Below are 23,228 nucleotides of genomic sequence, written 5' to 3' on the forward strand. Positions count from 1 at the left end.
CATTCAAGCCTCCGCAGCCGTCAGCCAAGCCGCGTTGCCGTTAGCCGCACTCAGCAAATTGAACTCACTGCGAACCGTGCCCAGCGTCACTTCCAACTGTCCAACCAATCCCGCCTGAAAAGCCCGATGATCCTCACCGTCAGCCGCCAGCGCCGCCAACTTCGCAAACCCCTCACGCAGCGGGCCCAACACAAAGGCCTCCACCTCAAAACCGATCGCCGTCACCTCAGCCCGCAACGCCTTCGCCACCTCATCGGCCGGCATCGCCTGCACCTGCTGGCGCGAGCGCTCCAGTGCCTGGCGTGCGTCATCCAGCTCCGAAGACTTCTTCGCCATCAACTCGCTTTGCGCTGAATAATCCGCCGTCGTCTCTTCAAGGCGTCGTCCCAGTGCCGCTTTCTCTTGCGCATGCCGGGCAATAATTTCTTCAGCCAACTCAACAAACGCCTCCTTGTCGCCAGCCTTGGCCACCTCAACCAGCGCCGCCTGCTGGTCCTGCGGCAACTGGCGGTACTGACGCAACTCGCGATAACCAATCCCCATGCGCGACATCGACTCAAGCGCCTCCTCACCGAAGGCCCGCACATTCGCAATATCGCGGTCCACCTGATCCACCGAGCGGCCCAACAACCCGCAAAAGTCCTCCCACGTGCCGCTCAACACCTGCGCACCGTGCGGACTTTTAGTACCCGCCAACGCCCGGTACAGCTTGTTTTCCTTCACAAACGCCAACTTCGAAATCCGCACCGTGCGGGAAAACGCCTCCAGCGCACCCGCCATCTGCGACTGGCCCAACAACTGATTCACTACATCACGCTCAGCGCCGTGCATTGCCTGCAACGACGCCATCGCATTCTGATCCGCCGTCAGCCGCTCACCATCCAGCGCCGGCAACTCCAGCGCCTGCGCGCAATTACCCTTGCTCCGTGCCATACAACCTCCTTAAATCCTCGATCCAGCGGCAATACGCTGATTGATTTCCTGCATCCGTCCTGTCAACCGCGCCATGTGCTCGGCATGCGCCTGCGCGATCTGCAACACACCCACCGAATGAGCAAAACGGCCGTTATCCAGCTTCAGCGCCAACCCTTCCTCAATCAGCGTCTGCATCGCCCGCGTAATATTGCTCGGACTGTCCTGGGTTAAAGCCGCCAACTCCGAGTTACTCAGCCCGGTCACCGTGTGGCCCTTCAGTGCCTTCAATACGCGCAACACCCGAACCGACGCCGACATCGGCCGGCTCACGATCGCACCCACGAACCCGCGCCGATCTGCACCGACACAAATCGCACAACAAAAAAGGATAAATTGGCGCCGCTTAAAACAAGGCCTCGCAGCGTCCGCCCATTCGGCCGGCGAGCGGGTGGGCGCAAAAAAGTGGCAAATAGTGTGATTTTTGTAGGAAAGTTCTTTTTTTCGTCTGCACGCAGTCTCAACAAATGTTTAAAAGCGGTAGATTCCACACAACCGAAATGCGCAATCATCCAGCACCTCACGCCACGAAACGCGAGGACTCAAGAGCCGCCGCCGGGTCGACACAAATCTCACCGGCCTTAAGGCCCAACTTGATAGCAATCTCATGCGCCTGACCGCGCACACACTTCTTGCGCCCACCCAACACCTCGAACACCAGGTTGGGCGAAAAGCGATTCGCGATCGCCCACTGAGTAATCGAAATACCCTTAGCCTTAAGCTCAGCTCTGGCCTCATCAGCAGTACGTAGCGTCATAAAATCCCTCCGGGGTAACGGCACCCGCCTTGGTGCCGACTAAGTAGCCGTTCGTCGTTGGACGGTGTGGTTTAATGATGGAACCGAATGGTTTCCAAGTAAAAGGATTTAGGTAACCGAATGGTTTCCTTTTGTGAGCGGCTACGCGCCGAGCGGACACGACTAGGCCTCAACCAGACCGACTTCGCAGCCCTGGCCGGCGTCACCAAAAAAACCCAAATGCTCTACGAAGCAGGCGAACGCGTGCCCGACACCAACTACATGGCCGCCATCGGCCAAGCCGGCGCCGACCTGTACTTCATCATCACCGGGCAAAAAATCCTCGTGCCCAACCCCGCGGCAACGGCCTGGGCGCCCATCGACGGGGAAAAACTGGGGCGCATCATCGAAATGCTCGAAGCCGCCGCCAAACAGGCCGGCCGGCGCTGGCCCGCCAAAAAGCTGGCCGAAGTGGCCGCCGAGATCTACAACGCCCTCGGCCAAGAACAACAATTCGACCAACCGCGCGTCGAACGCATCCTCAAGTTGGTCATCAATCGCTGAAATAGAAAAAGGAACGCTATGCCAAGCGAGGACGAAGACCTGGTCAGCAAACTGTCAGCCAGGCTTTCAGAACAAATACAACACCTCCCCACGGACGGAAAAGATCATCAACTCACCATCAAAATCAAAGGCAACCGAGGCGACATCCACCTCGGCCACCCCAGCCTCGACAGCCACACCCCCAAACACCCACCGCCACCCAGCGAATGCGCGCAGCCAACCCACTGCATCAACTGCGATCAACTCGCCGCCCAACAAACAGCGCTTATCCGCCAATACCACCACAACCGACGCCTGCTAAAAACCGGCATCGCCTGCATCAGCATCGCCGCCATTACCTTCTCGATGAAAGATCACCTGCCCGAAGCCCTTAAAACTTATGCGCTGATCGCCACCGGTGCGTTCGGGTGCTTGGCGTTAATGCTGGTGGCTGCTCACTGACCAACAAAAATCCCTCAAGACCCAAAATTAATATTAAATTGCCACTTTAGGAAAAAGTCCGTACGCAATAACGTTGACTGCGCAAATACCACAGCAAGGAATCAGGAATGAGAAGGGATAGAGATGACCACAGCCGGGACCGAAGCAGAGACGGCAACGGTGAGCTCCACAACAATAATGATCAAGGACCTCGTGGCCGTCCGGGTTTGGAAGACCACAAAGAAAGAGGGTTCCCAGAAGTGGTAGACACTCTTCCACCACCACGACCAAGACCTGGTAGAGGAAGTCAGCATGGAAGCGACGACAACTGATCTCCCGATTCGCTGGCACAACACATTATTCAGTGTCCGGCGCTCTATTCGATATCACCAGCGGCGCCGGAGTTTCTACGACAGGCTGGATAAAACATCCAATATGCTATCGCTGATATTTGGCTCAGCTGCGATTTATGGGGTGCTACAAAAAGATTACCAAGCAGTCGCATTGATAGCTTCAGCGATAGTCACAATCGCGTCATCCGTCAATTTGGTTGTCGGTAGCGCACAGCGCGGACGTGATCACACTGACTTCATGCGCAAGTACGTTGAACTTGAAAAAAGCATGCTCTGCGACGATTCAGACGAGGTTTTGCTTCAGGTTCAAGAGACACGGTTAAGCATCGAAGCGGAAGAACCGCCGGTTATGCATGTACTGAATGCTATTTGTCACAATGAACTGATGCGAGCGATGGGATACCCCAAAAAAGAGCTTCCTAAAATCGGATGGCTCCAAACTTGGGTAGCCCAAGTATTCGATTTTTGTGAAAGCAGCATCCAAGCGCCGAAGTCCAAACGCAAATGCAATTGCCCAACCGCTGAGTCTCCCTAACCCCATTTAAAAGCCCTCCAAACCCACGCCGCCCACCATAGCGGCGTGTGTATTTCTGGCCCCCCGCAAACCCCGGGGCGCCGCGACCGGAGGCAACCCCATGCACCCCCAAACCCCGCGCAACACCCCCGACACCCGCCGGGGCACCCCATGACCCTCGACGACCTCAACACCCTCGGCCAAATCGTCCAATGGCTGGTCCTCACCGTCCTCAGCCTCTACACCTGGATCGCCAAACGCCAAGCCGCCAGCGCCCAACAACTGCACGACCTGCGCACCCGCATCGTCGCCCTCGAAGAACACGTACGCCATCTCCCAGACCAAAGCGCCATCGCCGACCTGCTCGGTGACATGAAAGCCATCCGCGCCGAACTCACCGGCGTCAAAGACGCCCTCAGCCCATTGGCCCGCGCCCTGGACCGCATCAACGACTACCTGCTGCGAGAAAAGCCATGACTGCCTACACCGACTACCTGCGCCACGACATCCGTCTCGTCATCCTGCGCCTGCTCGCCGACATGCCCGGCTACCGCGCCAACAGCTCCGTCCTCAACACCGCCCTGGACCACTACGGCCACAGCACCAGCCGCGACCAGACCAAAACCGAACTGCAATGGCTCGCCGAACAAAACGCCGTCAGCCTCAGCGAAGTCGGCCCCGTCCTCGTCGCCACCCTCACCGAACGCGGCCAAGACATCGCCGCCGGCCGCGCCCGCGTGCCCGGCATCCAACGGCCCGGGGCCTGACCATGGCCGGCAAATCCACCATCAACCGCCTGCCGGCCGACGTCAAAGCCTACCTGCACAAACTGCTGCGCGAAGACCGCCTCACCCTCGACGCCATGCTCGCCGACATCCAGGCTCGCTACCCCAGCCAAAAGCCCCCCAGCCGCAGCGCCCTGGGGCGCTTCAAAGTCGGCTTCGACCAGCTCACCGACAAGGCCCGCCAACAACGCGAAATGGCCGAAGCCTTCGTCGGTGCCTTTGGCGAAGACGCCACCGACAAAACCGGCGTACTGCTCGTCGAAGCCATCTCGACCCTGACTTACCAAGCCGCCATTGGCGCCCACGAAAAAGACGACGTCACCATCGCCGAAATCTCCGCCTTGGCCCGCGCCGCCAAAGCCACCATGGAAGCGCGCACCCTCAGCGTCAAAGAGCGCCAAACCCTAGAAACCGCCGCCCGCGAGCGCCTGCTGCAAGAACAAGCCGCCGCCCTCGACCACGCCGTCAAAACCCAAGGCATGAGCGAAGACCAGGCCCAGTACTGGCGCCAAACCTTCCTCGGCGTCAAAGCATGAAACCGGCCGCCAGCACCCTGCGCGTCATCGAATGGGACGAACTGCCGCCCAGCGCTCGGCAGATCCCCGCCGACTATCATCCGCAAGCCGAAGGCCTGCTCATGGCCCACCAAAGCCAATGGCTGGCCATCGACGCGCAAATCAAACTGTGTGAAAAAGGTCGGCGCACCGGCATCACCTTCGCCGAAGCCCTCGACAGCGTCATCACCGCCGCCTCACAAAAAGCCGCCGGCGGCATGGACTGCTTCTACATCGGCGACACCAAAGAAAAGGGCCTCGAATTCATCGGCTACTGCGCCAAATTCAGCCGCGTCATGGCCCAGGCCCAAGCGTCCGGCGTCAGCCACATCGAAGAATTTTTATTCGAAGATCAGGACGACAGCGGCAACACGCGGCACATCAACGCCTACCGCATCCGCTACGCCTCAGGCTTCAAAATCGTCGCGCTCTCCAGCAACCCCGCCGGCGTGCGAGGCCTGCAAGGTAAAGTCATCATTGATGAAGCCGCCTTCCACCGTAACGTCTCCGCCGTGCTCGACGCCGCCACCGCGCTGCTCATCTGGGGCGGGCGCATCGTCATCATCAGCACCCACAACGGCAAAGCCAACGCCTTCAACCAAATGGTCAGCGACATCCGCGACCAGCGCTACGGCAACAGCGCCAAGGTCTACCGCGCCACCTTCGACGACGCCGTCGCCAACGGCCTCTATGAGCGCGTCTGCTACCTGGCGGGGGAGCAACCCACGGCCGAAGGCAAAGAGGCCTGGTACAAAAAAATCCGCCACGCCTACGGCCCGCGCAAAGCGCAAATGCGCGAAGAACTCGACGCCATCCCGCGCGACGGCAACGGCGTGTGCATCCCCGGGGTGTGGATCGACGAAGCCATGCGCGCGGGTCGCAGCGTCCTGCGCTTGGCCCTCGACGACGCCTTCAGCCAACAACCCGTGCATCGCCGTGAGGCCTACGTCACCGACTGGATTGAACGCCATCTGGTGCCGGTCATGCGCCAGACCCATGCGCCAGAACTACGCTACTTTCTCGGTATGGATTACGCGCGGCACCGCGATTTTTCCATCATCTGCCCGATGTCCGTCGACCAGCGTCGGCACCGCGACGTGCCCTTTGTCGTCGAACTGCACAAGGTGCCCACCCGCCAACAAAAGCAGATTCTCTTTCACATCCTGCGCGGCCTGCCGCGTTTTATCGGCGCCGCACTCGATGCCACCGGCAATGGCGAAACTCTCGCCGAAGACACCGCCGACGCCTTCGGCCACAACCGCATCCACCAAGTCAAAATCAGCCGTGCCTGGTACGGCGCCTGGATGCCCAAATTCGTCCAACTTTTCGAAGACGCCAGCGTCACGCTGCCGCGTGATGACTCGCTGCACCAGGACATTCGCGCTATCGAAACCGTCGACGGCATTCCCATGATCGCCAAAGCCCGGCAACAAGACCTCAAAGACCCTGACCTCTACCGCCACGGCGACTTCGCCGGCGCCGGTGCCTTGGCCCACTTCGCCACACTTGAAGTCAGCGCCGGCCCCGTCAGCGTCAAATCCCGCCGCCCACGTCAGGGCCAACACATCACCCAAGGGTACGCATGAACAGCCCAGGCCTGTGGGTCAGCCCCACCGAATTCGTCAACTTCACCGACACCCAGCGCCGTCCCGCGCTCAACCGCCACATCGCCACCCGCGGGCGCATCGAACCCGGCGGCTTCAGCCGCCACCTGCCAAACCCTGACCCCATCCTCAAAGCCCAAGGCAAAGACATTCAGATCTACCGTGACCTACGTAGCAGCGCGTTGGTCGGCGGCAACATCCGCCGCCGCAAAGCCGCCGTCCTTTCACTGGAACGCGGGCTGAAGCGCGCGGACGCACCAGCAAAAGTCGAGCGCTTCGTCTGCGACTGGCTTGCCGACCTCGACCTCGATCGCATCCTGCGCGAACTGCTCGACGCGCCGTTGTATGGCTACCAACCGGTCGAACTGCTGTGGCAGCCCGTGGGCCAATACCTGGTGCCGCAAGACCTGCTCGGCAAACCGGCCGAATGGTTTTTCTACGATCCAGACAACGCACTGCGCTTTCGTGCCAAAGACGCAGGCAACGATGGCGAACCCTGCGACCCGCAACGCTTCATCGTCGCCCGTCAAGACGCCACCTACGCCAACCCCTACGGCTTCCCGGACCTGAGCATGTGCTTTTGGCCGGCGACCTTCATGCGCGGCGGCCTGAAATTCTGGGTTCAATTCACCGAGAAATACGGCAGCCCCTGGGTCATCGGCAAACACCCGCGCGGCGCCAACGATGAAGAAACCGACCTGCTACTCGACAGCCTCGAAGCCATGGTCCAAGACGCCGTCGCTGCCATCCCGGATGACGCCAGCGTGCAAATCATCGAAGCCGCCGGCAAAGCTGGCAGCGCCGACGTCTACCGCCAACTGCTCGAGTACTGTCGCAGCGAAATCAACGTCGCCATGCTCGGCCAAAACCAGACCACCGAAAAAGACAGCAACCGCGCCAGCGCCACTGCTGGCGCCGAAGTCACTCACGACATCCGCGACGGCGACGCCGGCATCGTCGCCGCCGCACTCAACGCCTGTATTCGCCACGTCGTCGACCTCAACTTCGGCCCCCACGTCGCCGCGCCGAACTACCAACTCTGGCAACAAGAAGAAATCGACAAAAGCCTCGCCCAGCGCGACAAAGCCCTCACCGAATCCGGCGTCCAATTCACCAACGCCTACTGGCAACGCACCTACAACCTGCAAGAAGGCGACCTGCGAAAAACGCCGACCGTCACCGGCTCACCCGCATTCAGCGAGTACCAAAGTCATTCCGCACTCGACCAGCACGCCCTCGACCAAGCCATCAATGGTCTACCAGCCAACGTCCTCCACCAACACAGCCAACACGCCATTGCGCCGTTGATCGCTGCGCTTGAGCACAGCCCGACCGACGCCGACGCGCTCGGACGGCTAGCCGAGGCCAACCCCCACATGGACACCCAAGCGTTGGAACAACACCTGGCCCAGCTCATCTTCATCGCCAACACCTGGGGCCACCTCAGCACCGCCGACCGGGAAGACTGACATGGCCAAACACACCCTCGACCCCAGCCACCTGCAAGCCATCTTCGGCCTCGAACCCGCCAACGCCATCGCCTACCTGCACGCCAAGGGCTACGCCATCACCTGGCATTGGCAAGACATGCTCGACCAGGCCCACCACCAAGCCTTCACCGTCGCCAAAGCCATGCGCCTGGACCTGCTCTCCGACATCCGCGCCGCCCTGGAAACAGCCCTGCAACAAGGCCAGACCCTCAAACAATTCACCGCCAACCTCACACCTACGCTGCAAGCCCAAGGCTGGTGGGGCAAACAAATCATCGTCGCAGCAGACGGTACTGCCCAACCCGTCCAACTCGGCAGCCCGCGCCGCCTCAAAACCATCTACCAAACCAACCTGCAAAGCGCCTACATGGCTGGCCGCAAAACCAGCATGCAAGCTGCCACTGCCACCCACCCGTACTGGATGCTCGTCTCCATCCTCGACAGCAAAACCCGCCCCAGCCACCGCGCCATGCACGGCCAGGTCTTCCGCCACGACGACCCCATCTGGCAAACCATCTACCCACCCAACGGCTTCAACTGCCGCTGCCGCGTCATAGCCCTGACCGCAGCCGCCGTCCAACGCCGAGGCCTCACCATCCAGGCCAGCCACGGCAAAACCTTCACCCAAACCTTGGAAACAGGAGTCGACAAACAAACCGGAGAAACCCGAACCGCCACCGTCACCGGCATCCGCCTGACCAACGCCCAAGGCCATGAATTCACATTTCACCCAGACCCAGGCTTCAACCACGCACCCGGCACAGGCCACATCAAGCCCTAAAGCAAGCCACCGCCCCACACATGACCAACTGACCCGCCCCAAAGCCTCTTTGGGAGCGAGCCTGCTCGCGAAAGCGGACCATCAACCACCACAACCCCAAAGCCGGACACCACCCGGTAGGAGCCGGCGAAGCCTGCGATCTTTTGATCCTGACTCACCAAAACCCACCTACAAATCCATTGCCCAAAACACAGGCCCCCATGCTCACCATCGAACTAAACAACCAACGCCTACAACAAACCCTCCACCAACTCGAAGACGCCATCGGCGACCTGACCCCACTCATGCAAGCCATCGCCGCCGAACTCGCCAGTCAAACCGAAGAAAACTTCGAACACGAAGGCCGCCCCGAATGGCCCGAACTCTCCGACGTCACCATCGAGCGGCGGGCAAAACAGGGGCATTGGCCGGGACAGATGCTGCAGGTCAGCGCGGGAGGGTTGGCGGCGTCGATCGTCACGCATGCGACCGACAGCTCGGCCATGGTGGGAAGTAACAAGCCGTATGCGGCGATGATGCAGTTAGGTGGGGAGCGGGTGGACTTTCCGTACCTATGGGGCGACATCCCTGCACGGCCATACTTGCCCACAGATGCTGAAGGTGGTTTGGAAACTGGGACGGAGAAAGCCATTCTCGATTTGATGTTGGCTCACTTGAAGGAGGCAGCGCGTTGCTAGTAGGTGGCCAACTCAAAAAAATTGGGAGTGGACAGAAAAGTGCTCCAAGCCGTTGCGCTTCGCTTGTTCTCGGCTAGTGTCACTATGACATTAGACCCCTCAGATTAAGGACAATCGATGAAAACGCTAATCGGAGTTACCGGACTTGCCTGCTTTTTGAGCGGTTGCGCAAGCGGTACAGGTGACCAGCCGACCCGGGTTATCGTAAACCCGTCCCCGATCTGGCCTTGGGACCAGAGGGGCAAGGAGAATAAAGACCTTCTCAACGATTGCCGCACAACGAGCTGCAGCGACAACGACATGTTCACAGCGATGCTCGCGACAGGAACGTACTGTAGACAAGTGAGCAATTATTACGAAAACGGCGGGAAAATAAACTCAGCCACCCGCCTAGGGTCAAAGTCCTCGGTGTATTAGCGGGAAGCGTCTTTGGGATCACAGCAGGAGGATCTGCGGCGAAAGCTTGGTCCGGTTTGTCTGGGGCCACCAACGGTATTCAAGCCGATCTAAGCGATAACGCATCCGCACGCTCAAATCGAGCACGCATCGTTAGCAAGATTCTGTCGGATTACAACGTAGAGATAAAAACGTTACTCGGCGACAAAGACACCACGTTGCAAATGCGGCGGCAGATTGTGTGGGCATCTATTAATACATCGAATCGATGTGCAACTGAGGCTGAGATTGAGCCTGAAAATGAAGCAAAGAAAGTAGAAGCTCAAGTCGCAGAGATCAAGAAAACGATTCAGGATAGTAAAGATGGACAAGCGCCTGTGCCGCCTAAGGACGAGTCTGCACCTACAGATAAAAAATGAATCAGTAATTTTGTGGTTTTTTTCTATTGTTGAATTAAAAAACTCGAAATCGCTTTCCATCCGCAAGCATCAGTAAACGATAGCTTTTTTATTCAGCAGCGCTACGCTATTACGGAGGGTACAGCGATTTCAAGTAGTCAATCTAAATAAACCATCTTAAAAGTTACCAACTAGGGCTTGCCATCCTCAGCGCAACGCTCCGCTCAATCCAGTGCGGGGGGCTTCGAATCGTTACCGATCATCGGAGGTTCTGTCCCTGACGGCAGATTCTCCGCCCGTGTCTGAGTGGTCCACGAGATTCTCGTTAGCTCCTTGATTCGATCAACGATCGGCTTAGCATTTTCTCCAACCTTTTTTAGAACTACGCTTGCTTCAACCAATAAGCCGTAGAAACTATTGAGGTCGGACATTTTCTTATGAATCTCTGCCTGCATTCTTTCTAATCGCTTAAGAAGTCGCTGCTTATGATCTTCTTCCAGTTCTTGATTAGCGACGATTAGCTCTCGGAGTTCGTTTATCAGGGTGCGAATACGTTTTAGGTCGCCATCGGTGAACTCATATCCGAAACCATTGGCAAGCGTTACAGCAAACCGGCTCTTAATGCTTTCTAGTTTTTTAGCCGATGACTGCCCAATCAATTCGTGCTGAACCTCAGTAATGAACATACGCATTCGGTTACATACATAACCCATGCTCCCATCTAGGTCCGGTGCCTCCTTCACGTTAGGAATCAGAGCTTGCTCCTGCAAGCTAAGAATCAAAGCCGTTGCCTCAAGCAAAGTCGCATGATTCTCTTGAGTCCAGTCAGGTTGTTTTTCTATTTCGCTCAGCGTGTAGCGACAGACCGCTGTTGCTCCGTCTAATGGGTCGTCTCGAACTGCTTGGATCAGATGGCTAGGGAGGCTCATACACTTGCGTTTCCACGTGCTGGCGGGATTCACACTCTGCCATAAGGTAGTGAATTGGAATACCTGGTTTCCATTTAATTTTTAGCCCGTCTATGCTGCCCACAGCTGGGTACCATGTCGTAGCATCTAGGCGGCTGCCGCGATCCGTTTTTTAAGCGCACTGTCTCTTGAGGCACGTTAGGGCTTTCGAAAGCTAGACAAATCATGCGGCGACCGAAAACGTTGGGCGCACCCCTAACCAAAGCTGAACTACCAAAACCACTTAGAAAGATTATTTGCCAGTAATAAACATGGATTGGAGAGAATCATGAACGGAGAATGGGAGGCTACGTGCTTATAAAATCTTTTACATTGCCATCGGGTGAGATGGTGTCAATTCCGGTCAAGTCCGAAGGGCAAAACAGATTGACTATGATGTTGGGGGTGAATGGAACCCAAAAAAGCACTTTACTGCGAACCTTCCTAGATCAGGCGCTGCGGGAAATCACAGCGGCGGAGGGGGAGGCGCCTAAAACATCGACGACAGTTCAATTTTACCAAACACCTAGCCGAGTGATTGCGCTATCTGCAATCCCTAATGATAGATTTCCCACCAAAATGCGCGTGGGAGGTTCGGCAAGGTCTCGGTATGAAATAGATGAGTACGAGTATATAGGACCAAGGCACAATCAGAACATAATAAGTCGAAATCAAAGTTTGAGCGCACTAATTTCCGCCGTCTTAACAAATAGAGAAAGATCTCCCATTGTAACGGATCTTATTACAATGCTTTGTGAACGAACAACTATCCCGTCCCGTCTTACAACAATTCTAAGGGCGGATTCATCAAGTAGTAAGCGCAACTATATAATGGGCGAATTTTTTAACGGCAATATCGAAAGCGAGGCAAAATTTAGAGATATACAGTACTTAGAAAATAACGACCTAGTCGGTGCTTTCACATCATTCATCGAGGCTACAATAAAGAATCCGCAGTTAATTGATATAGATCTAATTTCTGGCACTTGCTTTCCGCAAATACCATTCATTGATATTATTCTGCGGCACCGACTGCTAAATGTACGTCGACACATTTCAGGCAAATAAAAGGTTTTTAATCCTGATGATTATAGCGCAGGGCAATGGGGACTATTTTCATCCATTGTGACACTGGCGTTGAAAGTGACCGACAACTCATTGATATTGATTGACGAGCCGGAAAGTGCTTTACACCCTTCTTGGCAGCGCGATTTTGTAGATTGTCTCAGCAAGGCAGTTGCCGATTCAAAAGGCTGCCATGTTGTGGTTGCCACCCATTCACCATTATTGATCGGCTCTGCTGGTGGATTTTCCTCAGAGTTGATAATACTCCGTAGACATTCCGATGACGGTGTTCTCTCAGCGGAGTTCGAAGATATACCAGAAGGATGGCAGTCGAACGATATTTTGGAGTTGAAATTCGAGCTTGAAAGTACTCGTGGCACTGCCTTTGTAGCAAAAATGGATGAATTACTGAAGCTTGTCGCTCGAGGAGCAAAAGAAAATTCCAGCAAAATCAAAAAGATCCTTAAGGAAATTGAGCCTATTCTTGCGAAGCTGCCTGAGGGCGATCAAGTCCGCTCGATCATTTCATCGATAAAAAGCTTGGTCGTTAAAAGGACTTGATTTATGTCGAGCTTTGATATTATTAAAAGAAAAAGATGGGGCTCCGCTGAGAAAACACTGATTCTCGCATATTTTACTGGCGCGCATAAAGAGTGGACGAAAGCCAATCTTAAACTTGTTAGAGATTCGGTTAGAAAATATCTTCTCCGCGTGCAACGGCACCAATGTGCGTACTGTCGACGCGGACTGTCTGCAGAAATAGGACGAAATGAGATCGATCATGTAGTGGCTAAGGCTTTGCCCGGAATGGCCAGGTTTACCTATGAGCACTCTAATCTTGTCGCGACTTGTAAACGCTGCAACTGGTTGAAGCGAAACTATGACGTACTAACACGATCGTTATTGCCAACAGATGATTATCCCCTAGCCGTTGCGGATTACAGATGGATTCACCCATATATACATCGATACAGTGATCATATAGAAATTATATCGGGATACTTATACAGAGAGGTAGGTGATGCAGCTTCCAAAGCTCGCGGCAAGAAAGTGATTGACATCTGCAAGCTTAATTCACTGGGCTCGGTGGAATCTAGACGAATGTTTGAAATGGCGCAGGCGTCAGAATCTCATCATAGTGCGATTATGCATTTGGTAAGTGATAACACGAAGCTTGATATCCAGCAACTAGCCAAAATTGTAAGACGGGCACGGCCCGCTTTTCGAAAGCTAACGGAGCCAGAAATTATAGAGATCATCGAAGCTGTGCGTGATGGCGCATCTGAAGTTTATCTTCGCGCAACCGCGCGGTTTGAGCTGCAGGAATAGGCACAGCAAGAGCTTCTGAAGAAATAAACCAGATTTCGATGCTTTGCACCAGCTCGGCAGTTACCGTCGGAGCAGATAAAAGCCGCATTTTTTCGGCGGCTTGAATGCGGTTGATCAAAGTTTTACGACATATATGCATCGGATAAATCAATGTGGATCCACCGTAGCAAGCTTAGAGATAGACCAGCCTGCCTAACGCGTGCACTTCGTTCGATAAAGGTTCGCGAGTGCTCTTGCGCTCTCTCGAATCTCACGAATGTTGGTGTTTGCATTGAAACCGCCTTCGCTCGGTGATAGACGCCCAGATAGCGGCACGGTGCTAGTCCTTAGCTGCGTGACGACATAATGATTGAGCGTAACCTGCTCTAAGATTTTTGATTCGTTCTCGGCAAGTAGAGGAACGATTGTGGAGGCCCGCTTTTCAAATTGAAGCTGTTCTGCTCGAATTTGCTCGTCAGGGATTTTGCGAAACTCTTCGATAGACTTACCCCGAATGAGCTCCGAAAAGACTATCGCATTCGCATAGCCTCTGTCGGCGCTGAAATCGATTTCCGAAGCTAACGACGCTGCATCTTTTAGCGCGTCGCAATGAACCTCAGCTCCCTTTGCACGCAGCGAAATTTCTGAATTGTTAATGATTTCCTGGCTTTTGCTAGAAAGCATAAGGTAAGACGAAATCCAATTTCCGACGCCGCTAGCGAGGGTCATCAACAGCGTCAACACTAAAGCCGTTGGCCAAGCGTGATTATTACTTTCCATGAACACCCCCCAAAAAAATGCAAATTCTATCGTCTCGAGCAGAAAGAAAGCCCGGAGAAATTATATTGTTGATAGAGGCTGGGCACCGCGTTCTCCCTGCTTGACGACGCCCACCAATGAGCCCTAGTTTTGACAGCCAATCGAGTGAGCATGGATCTAGGCCTACCTTGTGATGCAAGATCGCTATAGGGACCATGCCGGTGGGCTACCCAGAGCCCGTCAGGTGCGCTTTCGAAGGCCGACGGCGGAAGCCCACTGAAGAAAGCTCGAAAAAATGCGGTAAAGGCTTTATAAAGCGATCTCCCGCATATTTATAAGGAGATTCATCATGCCAGCTGAAGGTTTTCGCTCTGAATGGCTCACACTGGGCAAGCACCGCGTTTATTTAGAAGCCCGGGCGAGCTTCCCCGACGAAGAGCATAGATTTATTGCAACCGTCGCAGCCAAGACCTTGGATAATCATAGTCAGCACGCGCGCCTGGTAAGAGTTTTTTTCGATGACAAAGCCTGCGTCTACAGCGTTGAGGTTGCTTCGACGTCTGAAGGTGACAAGCATCTTGAGGATAAGATCACAGGGATTGTTCAGGCAATCTTCGGGTCAGGCAATTACCTATGCGATGTCACGGTTGTAGCAAAGGGAGATGAGCAATCTGATCATTACCACCATATGGAACATTTAAGCGTCTCCGCCGGTATCGCAACGGATAGATGGAAAAAGCCCTTCTAAGGCTATTACCTTAGTGGTGAACCGCTAAGGTAATTTTCAGTTCTTAACTACATCGTTCCATAACCCACTGTTTCTTCCGACAGTAATCCTGATTAAAAGGCAACCTTCACCTGCTATCTGAAACTGCGCCCACCATCCCAAACAAGCGCAGCCCCACCATGAACCCCCTCCACATCTTCAAACCCGGCTTCCACACAGCCTCCTGCGGCACCACCCTAAACTTCACCGCCTCCGACCTATCCGCCACCGTAGCCGCCTACAACCCAACCCTCCACGAAGCGCCCTTAGTCATCGGCCACCCCCAACACGACGCCCCTGCGGCCGGCTGGGTCCAATCCCTCAGCGCAACCGCCGAAGGCCTGATCGCCATCCCGCAACAAATCGATCCCACCTTCGCCGAGCAACTGGCGGCCGGCAGCTACAAAAAGATCTCCGCGTCCTTCTACCACCCAACCGCGCCCAACAATCCGGTACCCGGCGTCTACTACCTGCGCCACGTTGGCTTCCTCGGTGCCCAGCCGCCAGCCGTCAAAGGCTTGCGCCCGATCGAGCTCGTCGAAGCAGAGCCCGGCGTCATCCACTTCAGCGAAGGCGCGCCAGCCGCCCCAGCACCGGCACCGGCACCGGCACCTCAGCCTGCGCCGCAAACGCCGCCGATCACCGCACCCGACACCGACACCCTCCAGGCCGAGAACCTGCGCCTAAAAAACGAACTCGCCCAACGCGACCAGTCCGCACGTGCTGCTGCGCAGCAGGCCGTCCACACCGCCAGCGTCGCCTACGCCGAGCAGCTCGTTGCCGCGGGCATGAAGCCGCTGCACGCGCCGGTGGTCATCGCCACCCTCGATGCCGCGCAGCTCAGTGCAACGCCGTTGCACTTTGGTGAGGGCGAGCAGCGTCAGCCGTTGAGCGATGGCCTCAAAAGCCTGTTCAAAGACCTCACCGGCGCCATCAGCTTCAGCGAGGTCGCCACCTTGCAGCGCGCCGGCCAAACCGTCGCGCAAAGCACCAACCCGTTGCTGGCCGATGCCGAAGCCCGCACCCAGAGGGGGCAATGACCATGGCCACTTTCAACCAGCCCAAAGACCTCGGCGATCTGCTGCTGGTGCAAGTCAGTCCCGGCTGGAGCAAAGACCGCGTCACGCTGCTGGGCGGCAGTGATTACGCCCTGGGTCAAGTGCTCGCCAAGGTTGCCCACAAGTACCAGGCCCTCGACCCCAGCGGTGCGGGGCCGGCGAAAAAAGCCGTGGCTGTCTTGGCCGAACGCGTCGACGCCAGCGCCGGCGATGCGCCCGCCGTGGTCATTGCGCGGGGTGCTGTCGTGGCGCGGGCAGAACTGGTTTGGCCGGCCGGCATCACCGAGCCACAACAAACCGCCGCCCTCGACGAGCTCAACGCCCTGGGCATCGTCGCCCGCGCCACCCTTTAACGGAGCCACCCCATGAACCTGCAAGACCTCTTCACCGTCGCCAACCTGACCGCCGCCGTTAACAAACTCCCGGCCATTCCCGGCAAGGTCGGCGCCATGGGCCTGTTCGATGAAAAAGGTGTCACCAGCACCAGCGTCATCATCGATGAGCGCGAGGGCCGTTTGGTCCTGGTGCCGAACACCTCACGCAACGACGATCCCGCGCCGGTCAAAGACAACAAACGCAAGCGCCGCACCTTCGAAACCCTGCACCTGCCCATCAGCCGGCCACTGCTGCCCAGCCAATTGCAGGGCATCGCCGCCTTCGGTCAGGAGAGCGCCACCGCGCCCATGGCCACTGTCATCAACGACCACCTGCAAGACCTCAAAAACAGCATCGAAACCACCCGTGAATTTCAGCGCGTCGGCGCGCTGCGCGGCAAACTGCTCGACGCCGATGGCTCGGTGCTGTTCGACCTGTTCGATGAATTTGCCGTCGAGCAAAAGAGCGTCACCGTCGCCCTCAGCAGCGCCGGCACCAACGTGCGCAAAGCCTGCCTCGACGCCAAGCGTCACGCCGAATCCAAACTCGGCGGCGTCATGGTCACCGGCTTCCGCTCGTTCTGTGGGCCGGACTGGTTCGACGCCTTCACCGACCACGCCAAAGTCAAAGAAGCCTTCGCCCACTATCAAGAAGCGCAAGATCGGCTCGGTGGCGACCTGCGCTCAGGCTTCACCTTCGGCGGCATTGAGTTCATCGAATACGACGTCACCGTCAGCGGCCAGCGCTTCATCCCGGCCGACGTCGCCCAGGTCTTTCCGGTTGCGCGCGGTGTCTTCCGGCTGTTCAACGCGCCGGCCAACTACAACGAAACCGTCAACACCCTCGGCCAGCCGTTCTACAGCAAGGCCGAGCCGCGCAAGATGGGCAAAGGCTGGGACCTCGAAGCCCAAGCCAACCCGCTGGCCCTGTGCTTGTTCCCCGAAGCACTGGTCGAATTGAAGGCGGGTTGAGCCATGCGCTATTGCACCCGCCAAGACCTCGTCAACGCCATTCCCTTGATGACATTGACGCAGTTGTCCAACGACGACCCGGGCGCGCGCCAGCCCGACGAACACGTCATCGCCAGCAGCGTGCGCCAGGCCGAAGAACTGGTCGACGGCTACCTGCGTGGCCGCTACCACTTGCCACTCGATCCGGTGCCCACTGTCCTGCGCGATGCCGTCATCTACCTAGCGCGCCACTGGCTCTACCAGCGCCGCCCCGAAGGCGCCTTGCCCGACGCGGTCATCAGCGCGCGCAAAGACACGCTCAAACTGCTCGAAAGCATCCGCGACGGCATCGTCACCCTTGGCCTGCCCACGGGACACGCCGTGCCGGAGCCCGGTGAGATCCGCGTGCGCGCACGTCCGCCGCACTTCAGCGCCCAGCTCTGGGCGGGATACCGATGAGCGCGTCAACCAACAGCCAAACCGAACAACTGATGGACGCCATGCTCGATCGCCTGCAAGCCAGTTTTGGCCAACAGCTGCTGGTCGAGCGCTTCCCTGAAAATCCGCAGCTTTACCGCCTCAATCACCCACGCGGCGCCGTGTTGTTGGCCTACGGTAAATCCACGTTCGGCCACAGCGAGAGCATGGGGGCGGTCTTCCAGGCGCGTCAGCTGGTGCTGCGCCTGACGTTGATCTTTCGTCAGCTCAACGGCGCCGATGGCGTGATCAGCTACCTCGACCGCCTGCGCGCCAGCCTCACCGGGTGGTGCCCGCCACACACCGACCAGGCCTGCCGTCCGCTGGCCGAGCATTTCATCGGCCACAGCAACGGCGTCTGGCAATACGCCCAGGACTACGCCACCCGCGCCACCCAACTGCAAGCCTACGAGGGCTGCCCATGAACCTGTCCCGCTACATCTACACCGGGCCGCCCAGCGGCGTGACCCTGCGCCTGAATGAACACCGTGAAACACTGGACGTGCAACTGCACCCCGGCCAACCGGTCGAGCTGCCCGCTACCCACGACTACACCCGCGTGCTGTTGGCGCTCAACCACCTGCAACCATTGCCCACCCCATCCAGACCGGCCGGCAAGACGCCCAAGCCGCTATCCCTCGCCAAGGACTGACGCCCATGCCCGCCAACTACCTGCACGGCATCGAAACCACCGAAGTCGAACGCGGCCCGCGCCCCATCCGCGTCGTCAAATCCGCCGTCATCGCTTTGGTCGGCACAGCGCCCACCGGGCCGATCAACGAACTGACCCTGTGCCTGAACGACACCCACGCCGCCCAGTTCGGCCCGCACACGACCGGCTACAGCATCCCCGAAGCCTTGCAGGGCATCTATGACTTTGGCGCCGGCACCGTGCTGGTCGTCAACGTGCTCGACCCGGCCATTCACCACAGCACCGTCACCGAATCACTCAAACCGTTCGCCGACAACAACACGCTGCAACTGCAACACGGCGACCTGCAAAGCCTGAAACTGACGCCCGTCGATGGCGCAGCAGCTTACGAGGCTGGCATTGATTACACCGTGTCGCTGCACAGTGGCCAGGTCACACGTCTGCCCACCGGCAGCATCCCGCTCGATGCCCACATCAACGCCGAATATAGCTACACCGACCCGGGCAAAGTCACCCCGGCCGACATTATCGGCGCCCTCAACCCAGCGGGGCGGCGCACGGGACTCAGCGCCTTTCAAGACAGCTACAACCAGCTGGGCTTCTTCCCGAAAATCTTCATCGCCCCGGGCTTCAGCACCTTGGGCGCGGTCACGGCGGCCCTGGCCGTTGCGGCCGGTCAGGTCGGCGGCGTCGCTTATGTCGATGCACCGATCGGCGCCACCGTCCAGCAAGTGCTAGCCGGGCGCGGGCCGGCCGGCCATATCAACTTCAACACCAGCAGCGATCGCGTGCGCCTGTGCTACCCGCACGTCAGGGTTTACGACGCGCCCAGCAACGGCGAACGCTTACAGCCGTTATCCATCCGCGCCGCCGGCCTGCGCGCCAAAGTCGACCATGATCTTGGCTATTGGTGGAGCAGCTCCAACCAGCCGCTGCTCGGCGTCATCGGTTTGGAGCGGCCACTGACGGCGCGCATCGACGACGCCAACAGCGAAGTCAACCTGCTCAACGAAAACGGCATCACCACCGTCTTCAACGCCTTCGGCACCGGCCTGCGCCTGTGGGGCAATCGCACCGCCGCATGGCCCAGCGTCACCCACCTGCGCAACTTCGAAAACGTACGCCGGACCAAAGACGTCGTCGACGAATCCATCCGCTACAGCGCTTTGCAATTCGTCGACCAGCCGATCACCACCGCGCTGATCACCAGCCTCACCGAAAGCGTCAACCTGTTCCTGCGCAAACTAATCGGCGACGGTGCCTTGCTCGGCGGCGAATGCTGGTACGACCCGGCGCGCAACCTCAGCACCCAACTGGCGCAGGGGCACGCACTGTTCAACTACAAACTCAGCGTGCCGCCACCGTTCGAACGCGGCACCTTCGAAACCGAAATCACCGGCGACTACCTCGTCAACCTGGGGGCCCTATAAATGGCAGGCTTTAGCGCACATCGTATATCCAACGCCAACCTCTACCTGGACGGCGCCAGCTTCTTTGGCAAATGCGAAGAGATCGACCTGGGCACGATCAAAACCGTCATGAGCGACTTCCAGGGGCTGGGCATGGTCGGGTTGATCGAACTGCCCGATGGCATCGACAAGCTGGAAGGCAAGATCACCTGGAACAGCCTCTACATCGAAGCGGCGCGAAAACTTGTCACCCCATTCAAGAGCGTGCAGTTGCAGTGTCGCTCGAACGTGCAGGTGTTCAATAACGGCGGGCTGGTGAATGAGGTGCCGTTGGTGACGACCATGACCATCACGGGTAAGGAGTACCAGTTGGGCACGCATAAACCACGGGACCCGACGAAGTATGAGACGCCGTTTTCAGCGACGTACGTGCGGCAGATGATCAATGGTGAAGAGGTGGTGTTGCTGGATTATTTGGCGAATATTTTTCGGGTGGGTGGGGAGAATCAATTGGGTAGGTATAACAGAAATCTAGGGATTTCTTGAGGCGATGCCTTATGTAAAGGCAGTTTAAGAAGCTGCCTTTATATTCGTCCTTAGGAAGTTACTACCTATCAAATCTCTCCTAATGTGACTTGTGCCTTCCTGATGACAGACGCTGCCATGCTTGCAAGTTCATATACTTTCTCCGCGTCCTCATCCTCTCCTATCCAGTTAAAGCCTATAGCTATGTGCTTAAGCCTCACATATACACCAGTCATAAGATTTTTATAAAGCCTTACGTGCTCGTAAAAATAAGTCAAACCCGTCTCATCAAACTTATCAATCATCACTGAAGTCATAATTTCAAAGCGTCGAAACATTTCTGGCTCTTTGGATAGCTCATTCATCAAAAAGTCACCAGGGTTTTGATACCAACTTAACTTCTCGATCATTGCGAACTTGTTATATCTGTACGCGAGATGCTCGTTCTTGGTGTCATGATTGTAAAATGTCAGATACTCATTGGATCTTATTAGCGCTGTGATTGTCTCGTCTAAGTGCGGGTGCGCAGTCAACAGCTCATTGACATCATTTACCGCTTGTATGTCAAAACGGGAATTTAGAATTGCGTCTTTCTTTACGAGATCCCGAACAGCGTTGAGCCATTCGAATAAGTGAGCTTGGTTTTTCTTTCCAGGATCGTCCGTTTCAGCAAAAGCAATCTCCTCTGATAAAGCTTCGCGGACCATGCCAGGCACTTTTTCGAAAGCGGTACAGACAGACAACATGCGAGGCGTGCAAAATAGCGGATGGCGCAGGTTTTTGAGATCAAAGCCACTTTGCTCATATGATAGAGCGACGAGTCTAGAGCAAAACTGTCGTTTGGTCTCTGCTAAGCCTAGTTTTCGTTTAGGAAGTACGAGCATCGCCTCATCGAGAGCGTACAGCGTACCGACAAGCGATCGGGCGTAATCGCAAATTTGAATGGCTTGATCTCGAGTAAGCGGATCCTTGCTACGGTAAACATCAGCATGGCCCGGCTTATCGAGGATAAGTCGCTGGATGTTTTTAGAAAACACGCCATCTTGAGTAGCTTCAATCATCGTACCATCGACCCAGATGGCAGCATGAGAATAACGAGAGAATGTTGCAAGTCTAACAATTTTGCTCACTGCGGCAACTTCGGCAGTCAGAACTATATCGCCAGGCAAAAGCTTTGACCTGTCGATTATGTATTTTTTTGGCATCTTCATCCTTTAAACCCAGTCAACCTCAGCCATGCAAGTGCTCAACCTACTTAGTCAGTGATTGAAAGGTGCTGAATAGGTAGCTGACCACCAAGAAATTTCATAATTTCTCGAATACGCGTATCACGTGCATTAACGAGTGAATTCCAATCTTTTTGAGGTACGTCTCGGTAGGCTGTTGCATGAGCGACTCTTACGGACTCAAAGGACTCAACGTTAATGGTTGGCATAATACCTTGCGGCTTAGGCATCCCCCAACGCATAGCAATCTGAACAGCTTGGCGACCGTAGGGGCGGAAACCTAAAGCTTGATAAATAGATACTGTTTTGGGATGGCAACTAAGGTCTATTGTTTGGTAACGCTGCTGAAAAGGCTGAAGCATCGCACGAAGGATACCTTGCTTTCTCGAGTCCTTGTGGACCGCAGCATAGCTAATCCCACAGTGGTCTGCTGAAGAAGATTCCATACCAAGGGTAAAGCCTAGAATATTGCCTTCTAAATTCCTAGCAACGGTGATCGAACCACCCAAGCTCCCATAATGCCCAGTCAGTATATCCTGCAAATATGCGCCTATCTCGGCTGACAGTATCGCTTTACAAAGGAAGCCGGTTGAACTCGAGGGGCGAACAACTTTGTTAGCCAGGTCTGCAAAGTTTTCAAGTGCCAACCGAATGATCGGCTGCACGTCGCGCTCTTCGATATTGTTATCTATGGTAAACATTTCGCTCCTTGCTAAAATCGTGGCCTTCAGAAAACTATATCGGCAACGACTCTATAAAGTTTAATTTCTCGTAGATTTTTGAAGTTGCAACTTCTTGCGATTTTAAGATCACCCAAAAAGACACTTTATGATTTGCCGCTGCTATTTTTATAGTATTCCTTAAGGCTTTCGTTTCCCGCGATAACTTCGAACATAATCTGCATCATTAGAATTGGGCCGGGCGTGATGCCCTCTGAGTCGACCTCTACGTCATCGAAACGAGGATCAGTAGCTATTTCTACGTTAACAACCCACCACACTTCAACCTTTCGCAACAGGCTCATGAGGCACTGCATTTCTTCTACTAGACCAACATACCTTCCCGTCAAAACGATACTAGGTAGCTCATGAGCTAACGCATTTCGCAATTTTTTTAGTCGCTCAAAAACCTCAACATCTTGTTCGACAATGACTTCTTCTCTGACTAGCCACCGCAATGAGGCATAGAGAGGACTATTGGCGAGCGACAGAACCTTTTCTTCATATTGAGGGGAGATGGTCAATTCGCCATCAGCAAAACCAATACAATAAAAGTCTCTAAGACGCCCAACAATGGACTCTTTAAGCATTTCAAATGCCGTCATATAAAGAGAGGTAGATATCAACCTCTCCTGCAATACGGCGGGTGTAAGCAGATCCTCCCATTGTTTATCAACAGACATAACCACCTCGCTGGTTCTGTGTAAAAGGTTTCTGCTCTCCGTCGCACCATAGATAGCAAAAGGGT

Annotated in this window: 30 protein-coding genes; 22 read left to right on the forward strand and 8 right to left on the reverse strand. The window is 56.0% G+C overall.

What is annotated here, in order from left to right:
- Positions 1 to 3: 3 nt before the first annotated feature.
- From FEE99_RS23800 to FEE99_RS23810, 3 genes are all read right to left on the reverse strand, one after another.
- A complete protein-coding gene (locus tag FEE99_RS23800; RefSeq protein ID WP_041478375.1) occupies positions 4 to 933 on the reverse strand; it encodes a hypothetical protein in 930 nt (309 codons plus the stop codon).
- 9 nt (positions 934 to 942) lie between these two features.
- Entirely contained in the window at positions 943 to 1,233 is a 291-nt protein-coding gene (locus FEE99_RS23805; protein ID WP_221264906.1) for a helix-turn-helix domain-containing protein, read from the reverse strand.
- A gap of 259 nt (positions 1,234 to 1,492) precedes the next feature.
- Complete coding sequence (locus FEE99_RS23810) at positions 1,493 to 1,729, reverse strand: DNA-binding protein (RefSeq protein WP_041478373.1); 237 nt, start codon at positions 1,727 to 1,729, stop codon at positions 1,493 to 1,495.
- A gap of 219 nt (positions 1,730 to 1,948) precedes the next feature.
- Between FEE99_RS23810 and FEE99_RS23815 the strand changes: the two genes are divergently transcribed.
- From FEE99_RS23815 to FEE99_RS23865, 11 genes are all read left to right on the forward strand, one after another.
- The gene (locus FEE99_RS23815) at positions 1,949 to 2,272 is read left to right on the forward strand and encodes a hypothetical protein (protein ID WP_122746611.1); all 324 of its coding nucleotides are present in this window, start codon (positions 1,949 to 1,951) and stop codon (positions 2,270 to 2,272) included.
- A gap of 18 nt (positions 2,273 to 2,290) precedes the next feature.
- On the forward strand, positions 2,291 to 2,713 hold the full coding sequence (locus tag FEE99_RS23820; protein ID WP_143979061.1) for a hypothetical protein: 423 nt from the start codon (positions 2,291 to 2,293) through the stop codon (positions 2,711 to 2,713).
- 291 nt (positions 2,714 to 3,004) lie between these two features.
- Positions 3,005 to 3,580, forward strand: a complete 576-nt coding sequence (locus FEE99_RS23825; RefSeq protein ID WP_052392165.1) for a hypothetical protein — start codon at positions 3,005 to 3,007, stop codon at positions 3,578 to 3,580.
- Positions 3,581 to 3,730: 150 nt separating this feature from the next.
- The gene (locus FEE99_RS23830) at positions 3,731 to 4,036 is read left to right on the forward strand and encodes a DUF2730 family protein (protein WP_041478369.1); all 306 of its coding nucleotides are present in this window, start codon (positions 3,731 to 3,733) and stop codon (positions 4,034 to 4,036) included.
- Complete coding sequence (locus FEE99_RS23835) at positions 4,033 to 4,326, forward strand: VpaChn25_0724 family phage protein (protein WP_041478368.1); 294 nt, start codon at positions 4,033 to 4,035, stop codon at positions 4,324 to 4,326. Before FEE99_RS23830 ends, FEE99_RS23835 begins: the two co-directional genes overlap by 4 nt.
- Positions 4,327 to 4,328: 2 nt before the next feature.
- A complete protein-coding gene (locus tag FEE99_RS23840; RefSeq protein ID WP_041478366.1) occupies positions 4,329 to 4,880 on the forward strand; it encodes a phage protein Gp27 family protein in 552 nt (183 codons plus the stop codon).
- Positions 4,877 to 6,484, forward strand: coding sequence for a phage protein (locus tag FEE99_RS23845; protein WP_041478365.1), 1,608 nt, complete (start codon positions 4,877 to 4,879; stop codon positions 6,482 to 6,484). Before FEE99_RS23840 ends, FEE99_RS23845 begins: the two co-directional genes overlap by 4 nt.
- Positions 6,481 to 7,971 (forward strand): DUF935 domain-containing protein, encoded by a 1,491-nt coding sequence (locus FEE99_RS23850; protein WP_041478363.1) that lies wholly within the window; start codon positions 6,481 to 6,483, stop codon positions 7,969 to 7,971. Before FEE99_RS23845 ends, FEE99_RS23850 begins: the two co-directional genes overlap by 4 nt.
- A 1-nt stretch (position 7,972) precedes the next feature.
- The gene (locus FEE99_RS23855; RefSeq protein WP_041478362.1) at positions 7,973 to 8,773 is read left to right on the forward strand and encodes a phage head morphogenesis protein; all 801 of its coding nucleotides are present in this window, start codon (positions 7,973 to 7,975) and stop codon (positions 8,771 to 8,773) included.
- A 200-nt stretch (positions 8,774 to 8,973) separates the two neighbouring features.
- Positions 8,974 to 9,450: a phage virion morphogenesis protein gene (locus tag FEE99_RS23860; protein WP_041478360.1), complete on the forward strand. Its 477-nt coding sequence runs from the start codon at positions 8,974 to 8,976 to the stop codon at positions 9,448 to 9,450.
- A gap of 473 nt (positions 9,451 to 9,923) precedes the next feature.
- Positions 9,924 to 10,265: a hypothetical protein gene (locus FEE99_RS23865; protein WP_143979078.1), complete on the forward strand. Its 342-nt coding sequence runs from the start codon at positions 9,924 to 9,926 to the stop codon at positions 10,263 to 10,265.
- A gap of 203 nt (positions 10,266 to 10,468) precedes the next feature.
- Here the strand turns inward: FEE99_RS23865 and FEE99_RS23870 are convergent, their stop codons facing one another.
- A complete protein-coding gene (locus tag FEE99_RS23870; protein ID WP_041478358.1) occupies positions 10,469 to 11,173 on the reverse strand; it encodes a hypothetical protein in 705 nt (234 codons plus the stop codon).
- Between the two features lie 1,143 nt (positions 11,174 to 12,316).
- Here FEE99_RS23870 and FEE99_RS23875 point away from each other — a divergent pair.
- The gene (locus FEE99_RS23875) at positions 12,317 to 12,817 is read left to right on the forward strand and encodes an AAA family ATPase (RefSeq protein ID WP_447121736.1); all 501 of its coding nucleotides are present in this window, start codon (positions 12,317 to 12,319) and stop codon (positions 12,815 to 12,817) included.
- Between the two features lie 3 nt (positions 12,818 to 12,820).
- Positions 12,821 to 13,585: an HNH endonuclease gene (locus tag FEE99_RS23880; protein ID WP_143979076.1), complete on the forward strand. Its 765-nt coding sequence runs from the start codon at positions 12,821 to 12,823 to the stop codon at positions 13,583 to 13,585.
- Positions 13,586 to 13,777: 192 nt separating this feature from the next.
- Here the strand turns inward: FEE99_RS23880 and FEE99_RS23885 are convergent, their stop codons facing one another.
- Positions 13,778 to 14,344: a hypothetical protein gene (locus tag FEE99_RS23885; protein WP_041478355.1), complete on the reverse strand. Its 567-nt coding sequence runs from the start codon at positions 14,342 to 14,344 to the stop codon at positions 13,778 to 13,780.
- Between the two features lie 328 nt (positions 14,345 to 14,672).
- Between FEE99_RS23885 and FEE99_RS23890 the strand changes: the two genes are divergently transcribed.
- The 9 genes from FEE99_RS23890 to FEE99_RS23930 all read left to right on the forward strand — a co-directional run bounded on the left by FEE99_RS23890 (position 14,673) and on the right by FEE99_RS23930 (position 20,556).
- Positions 14,673 to 15,071: a hypothetical protein gene (locus FEE99_RS23890; protein ID WP_052392162.1), complete on the forward strand. Its 399-nt coding sequence runs from the start codon at positions 14,673 to 14,675 to the stop codon at positions 15,069 to 15,071.
- A 158-nt stretch (positions 15,072 to 15,229) separates the two neighbouring features.
- The gene (locus FEE99_RS23895; RefSeq protein WP_041478354.1) at positions 15,230 to 16,129 is read left to right on the forward strand and encodes a peptidase; all 900 of its coding nucleotides are present in this window, start codon (positions 15,230 to 15,232) and stop codon (positions 16,127 to 16,129) included.
- On the forward strand, positions 16,126 to 16,500 hold the full coding sequence (locus tag FEE99_RS23900) for a head decoration protein (protein ID WP_237143786.1): 375 nt from the start codon (positions 16,126 to 16,128) through the stop codon (positions 16,498 to 16,500). Before FEE99_RS23895 ends, FEE99_RS23900 begins: the two co-directional genes overlap by 4 nt.
- A gap of 12 nt (positions 16,501 to 16,512) precedes the next feature.
- Entirely contained in the window at positions 16,513 to 17,493 is a 981-nt protein-coding gene (locus FEE99_RS23905; protein WP_041478352.1) for a major capsid protein, read from the forward strand.
- A 48-nt stretch (positions 17,494 to 17,541) separates the two neighbouring features.
- Complete coding sequence (locus tag FEE99_RS23910) at positions 17,542 to 17,931, forward strand: gp436 family protein (protein ID WP_237143834.1); 390 nt, start codon at positions 17,542 to 17,544, stop codon at positions 17,929 to 17,931.
- Positions 17,928 to 18,374, forward strand: coding sequence for a Gp37 family protein (locus FEE99_RS23915; protein ID WP_052392161.1), 447 nt, complete (start codon positions 17,928 to 17,930; stop codon positions 18,372 to 18,374). Before FEE99_RS23910 ends, FEE99_RS23915 begins: the two co-directional genes overlap by 4 nt.
- Entirely contained in the window at positions 18,371 to 18,601 is a 231-nt protein-coding gene (locus tag FEE99_RS23920; RefSeq protein WP_041478349.1) for a hypothetical protein, read from the forward strand. Before FEE99_RS23915 ends, FEE99_RS23920 begins: the two co-directional genes overlap by 4 nt.
- Positions 18,602 to 18,606: 5 nt before the next feature.
- Positions 18,607 to 20,031 (forward strand): phage tail sheath subtilisin-like domain-containing protein, encoded by a 1,425-nt coding sequence (locus FEE99_RS23925; RefSeq protein ID WP_041478348.1) that lies wholly within the window; start codon positions 18,607 to 18,609, stop codon positions 20,029 to 20,031.
- A complete protein-coding gene (locus FEE99_RS23930; RefSeq protein ID WP_041478346.1) occupies positions 20,032 to 20,556 on the forward strand; it encodes a phage major tail tube protein in 525 nt (174 codons plus the stop codon).
- A 68-nt stretch (positions 20,557 to 20,624) separates the two neighbouring features.
- On the opposite strand, the gene FEE99_RS23935 is transcribed toward FEE99_RS23930, so the two are convergent.
- The 3 genes from FEE99_RS23935 to FEE99_RS23945 all read right to left on the reverse strand — a co-directional run bounded on the left by FEE99_RS23935 (position 20,625) and on the right by FEE99_RS23945 (position 23,163).
- Positions 20,625 to 21,740, reverse strand: coding sequence for a YiiX/YebB-like N1pC/P60 family cysteine hydrolase (locus tag FEE99_RS23935; protein WP_041478345.1), 1,116 nt, complete (start codon positions 21,738 to 21,740; stop codon positions 20,625 to 20,627).
- A gap of 50 nt (positions 21,741 to 21,790) precedes the next feature.
- The gene (locus FEE99_RS23940) at positions 21,791 to 22,462 is read right to left on the reverse strand and encodes a GNAT family N-acetyltransferase (RefSeq protein WP_041478343.1); all 672 of its coding nucleotides are present in this window, start codon (positions 22,460 to 22,462) and stop codon (positions 21,791 to 21,793) included.
- 125 nt (positions 22,463 to 22,587) lie between these two features.
- Entirely contained in the window at positions 22,588 to 23,163 is a 576-nt protein-coding gene (locus FEE99_RS23945) for a hypothetical protein (protein ID WP_041478342.1), read from the reverse strand.
- Positions 23,164 to 23,228: the final 65 nt, after the last annotated feature.

This window comes from Pseudomonas sp. ef1 (assembly GCF_007293365.2).
Taxonomy (GTDB): domain Bacteria; phylum Pseudomonadota; class Gammaproteobacteria; order Pseudomonadales; family Pseudomonadaceae; genus Aquipseudomonas; species Aquipseudomonas siliginis.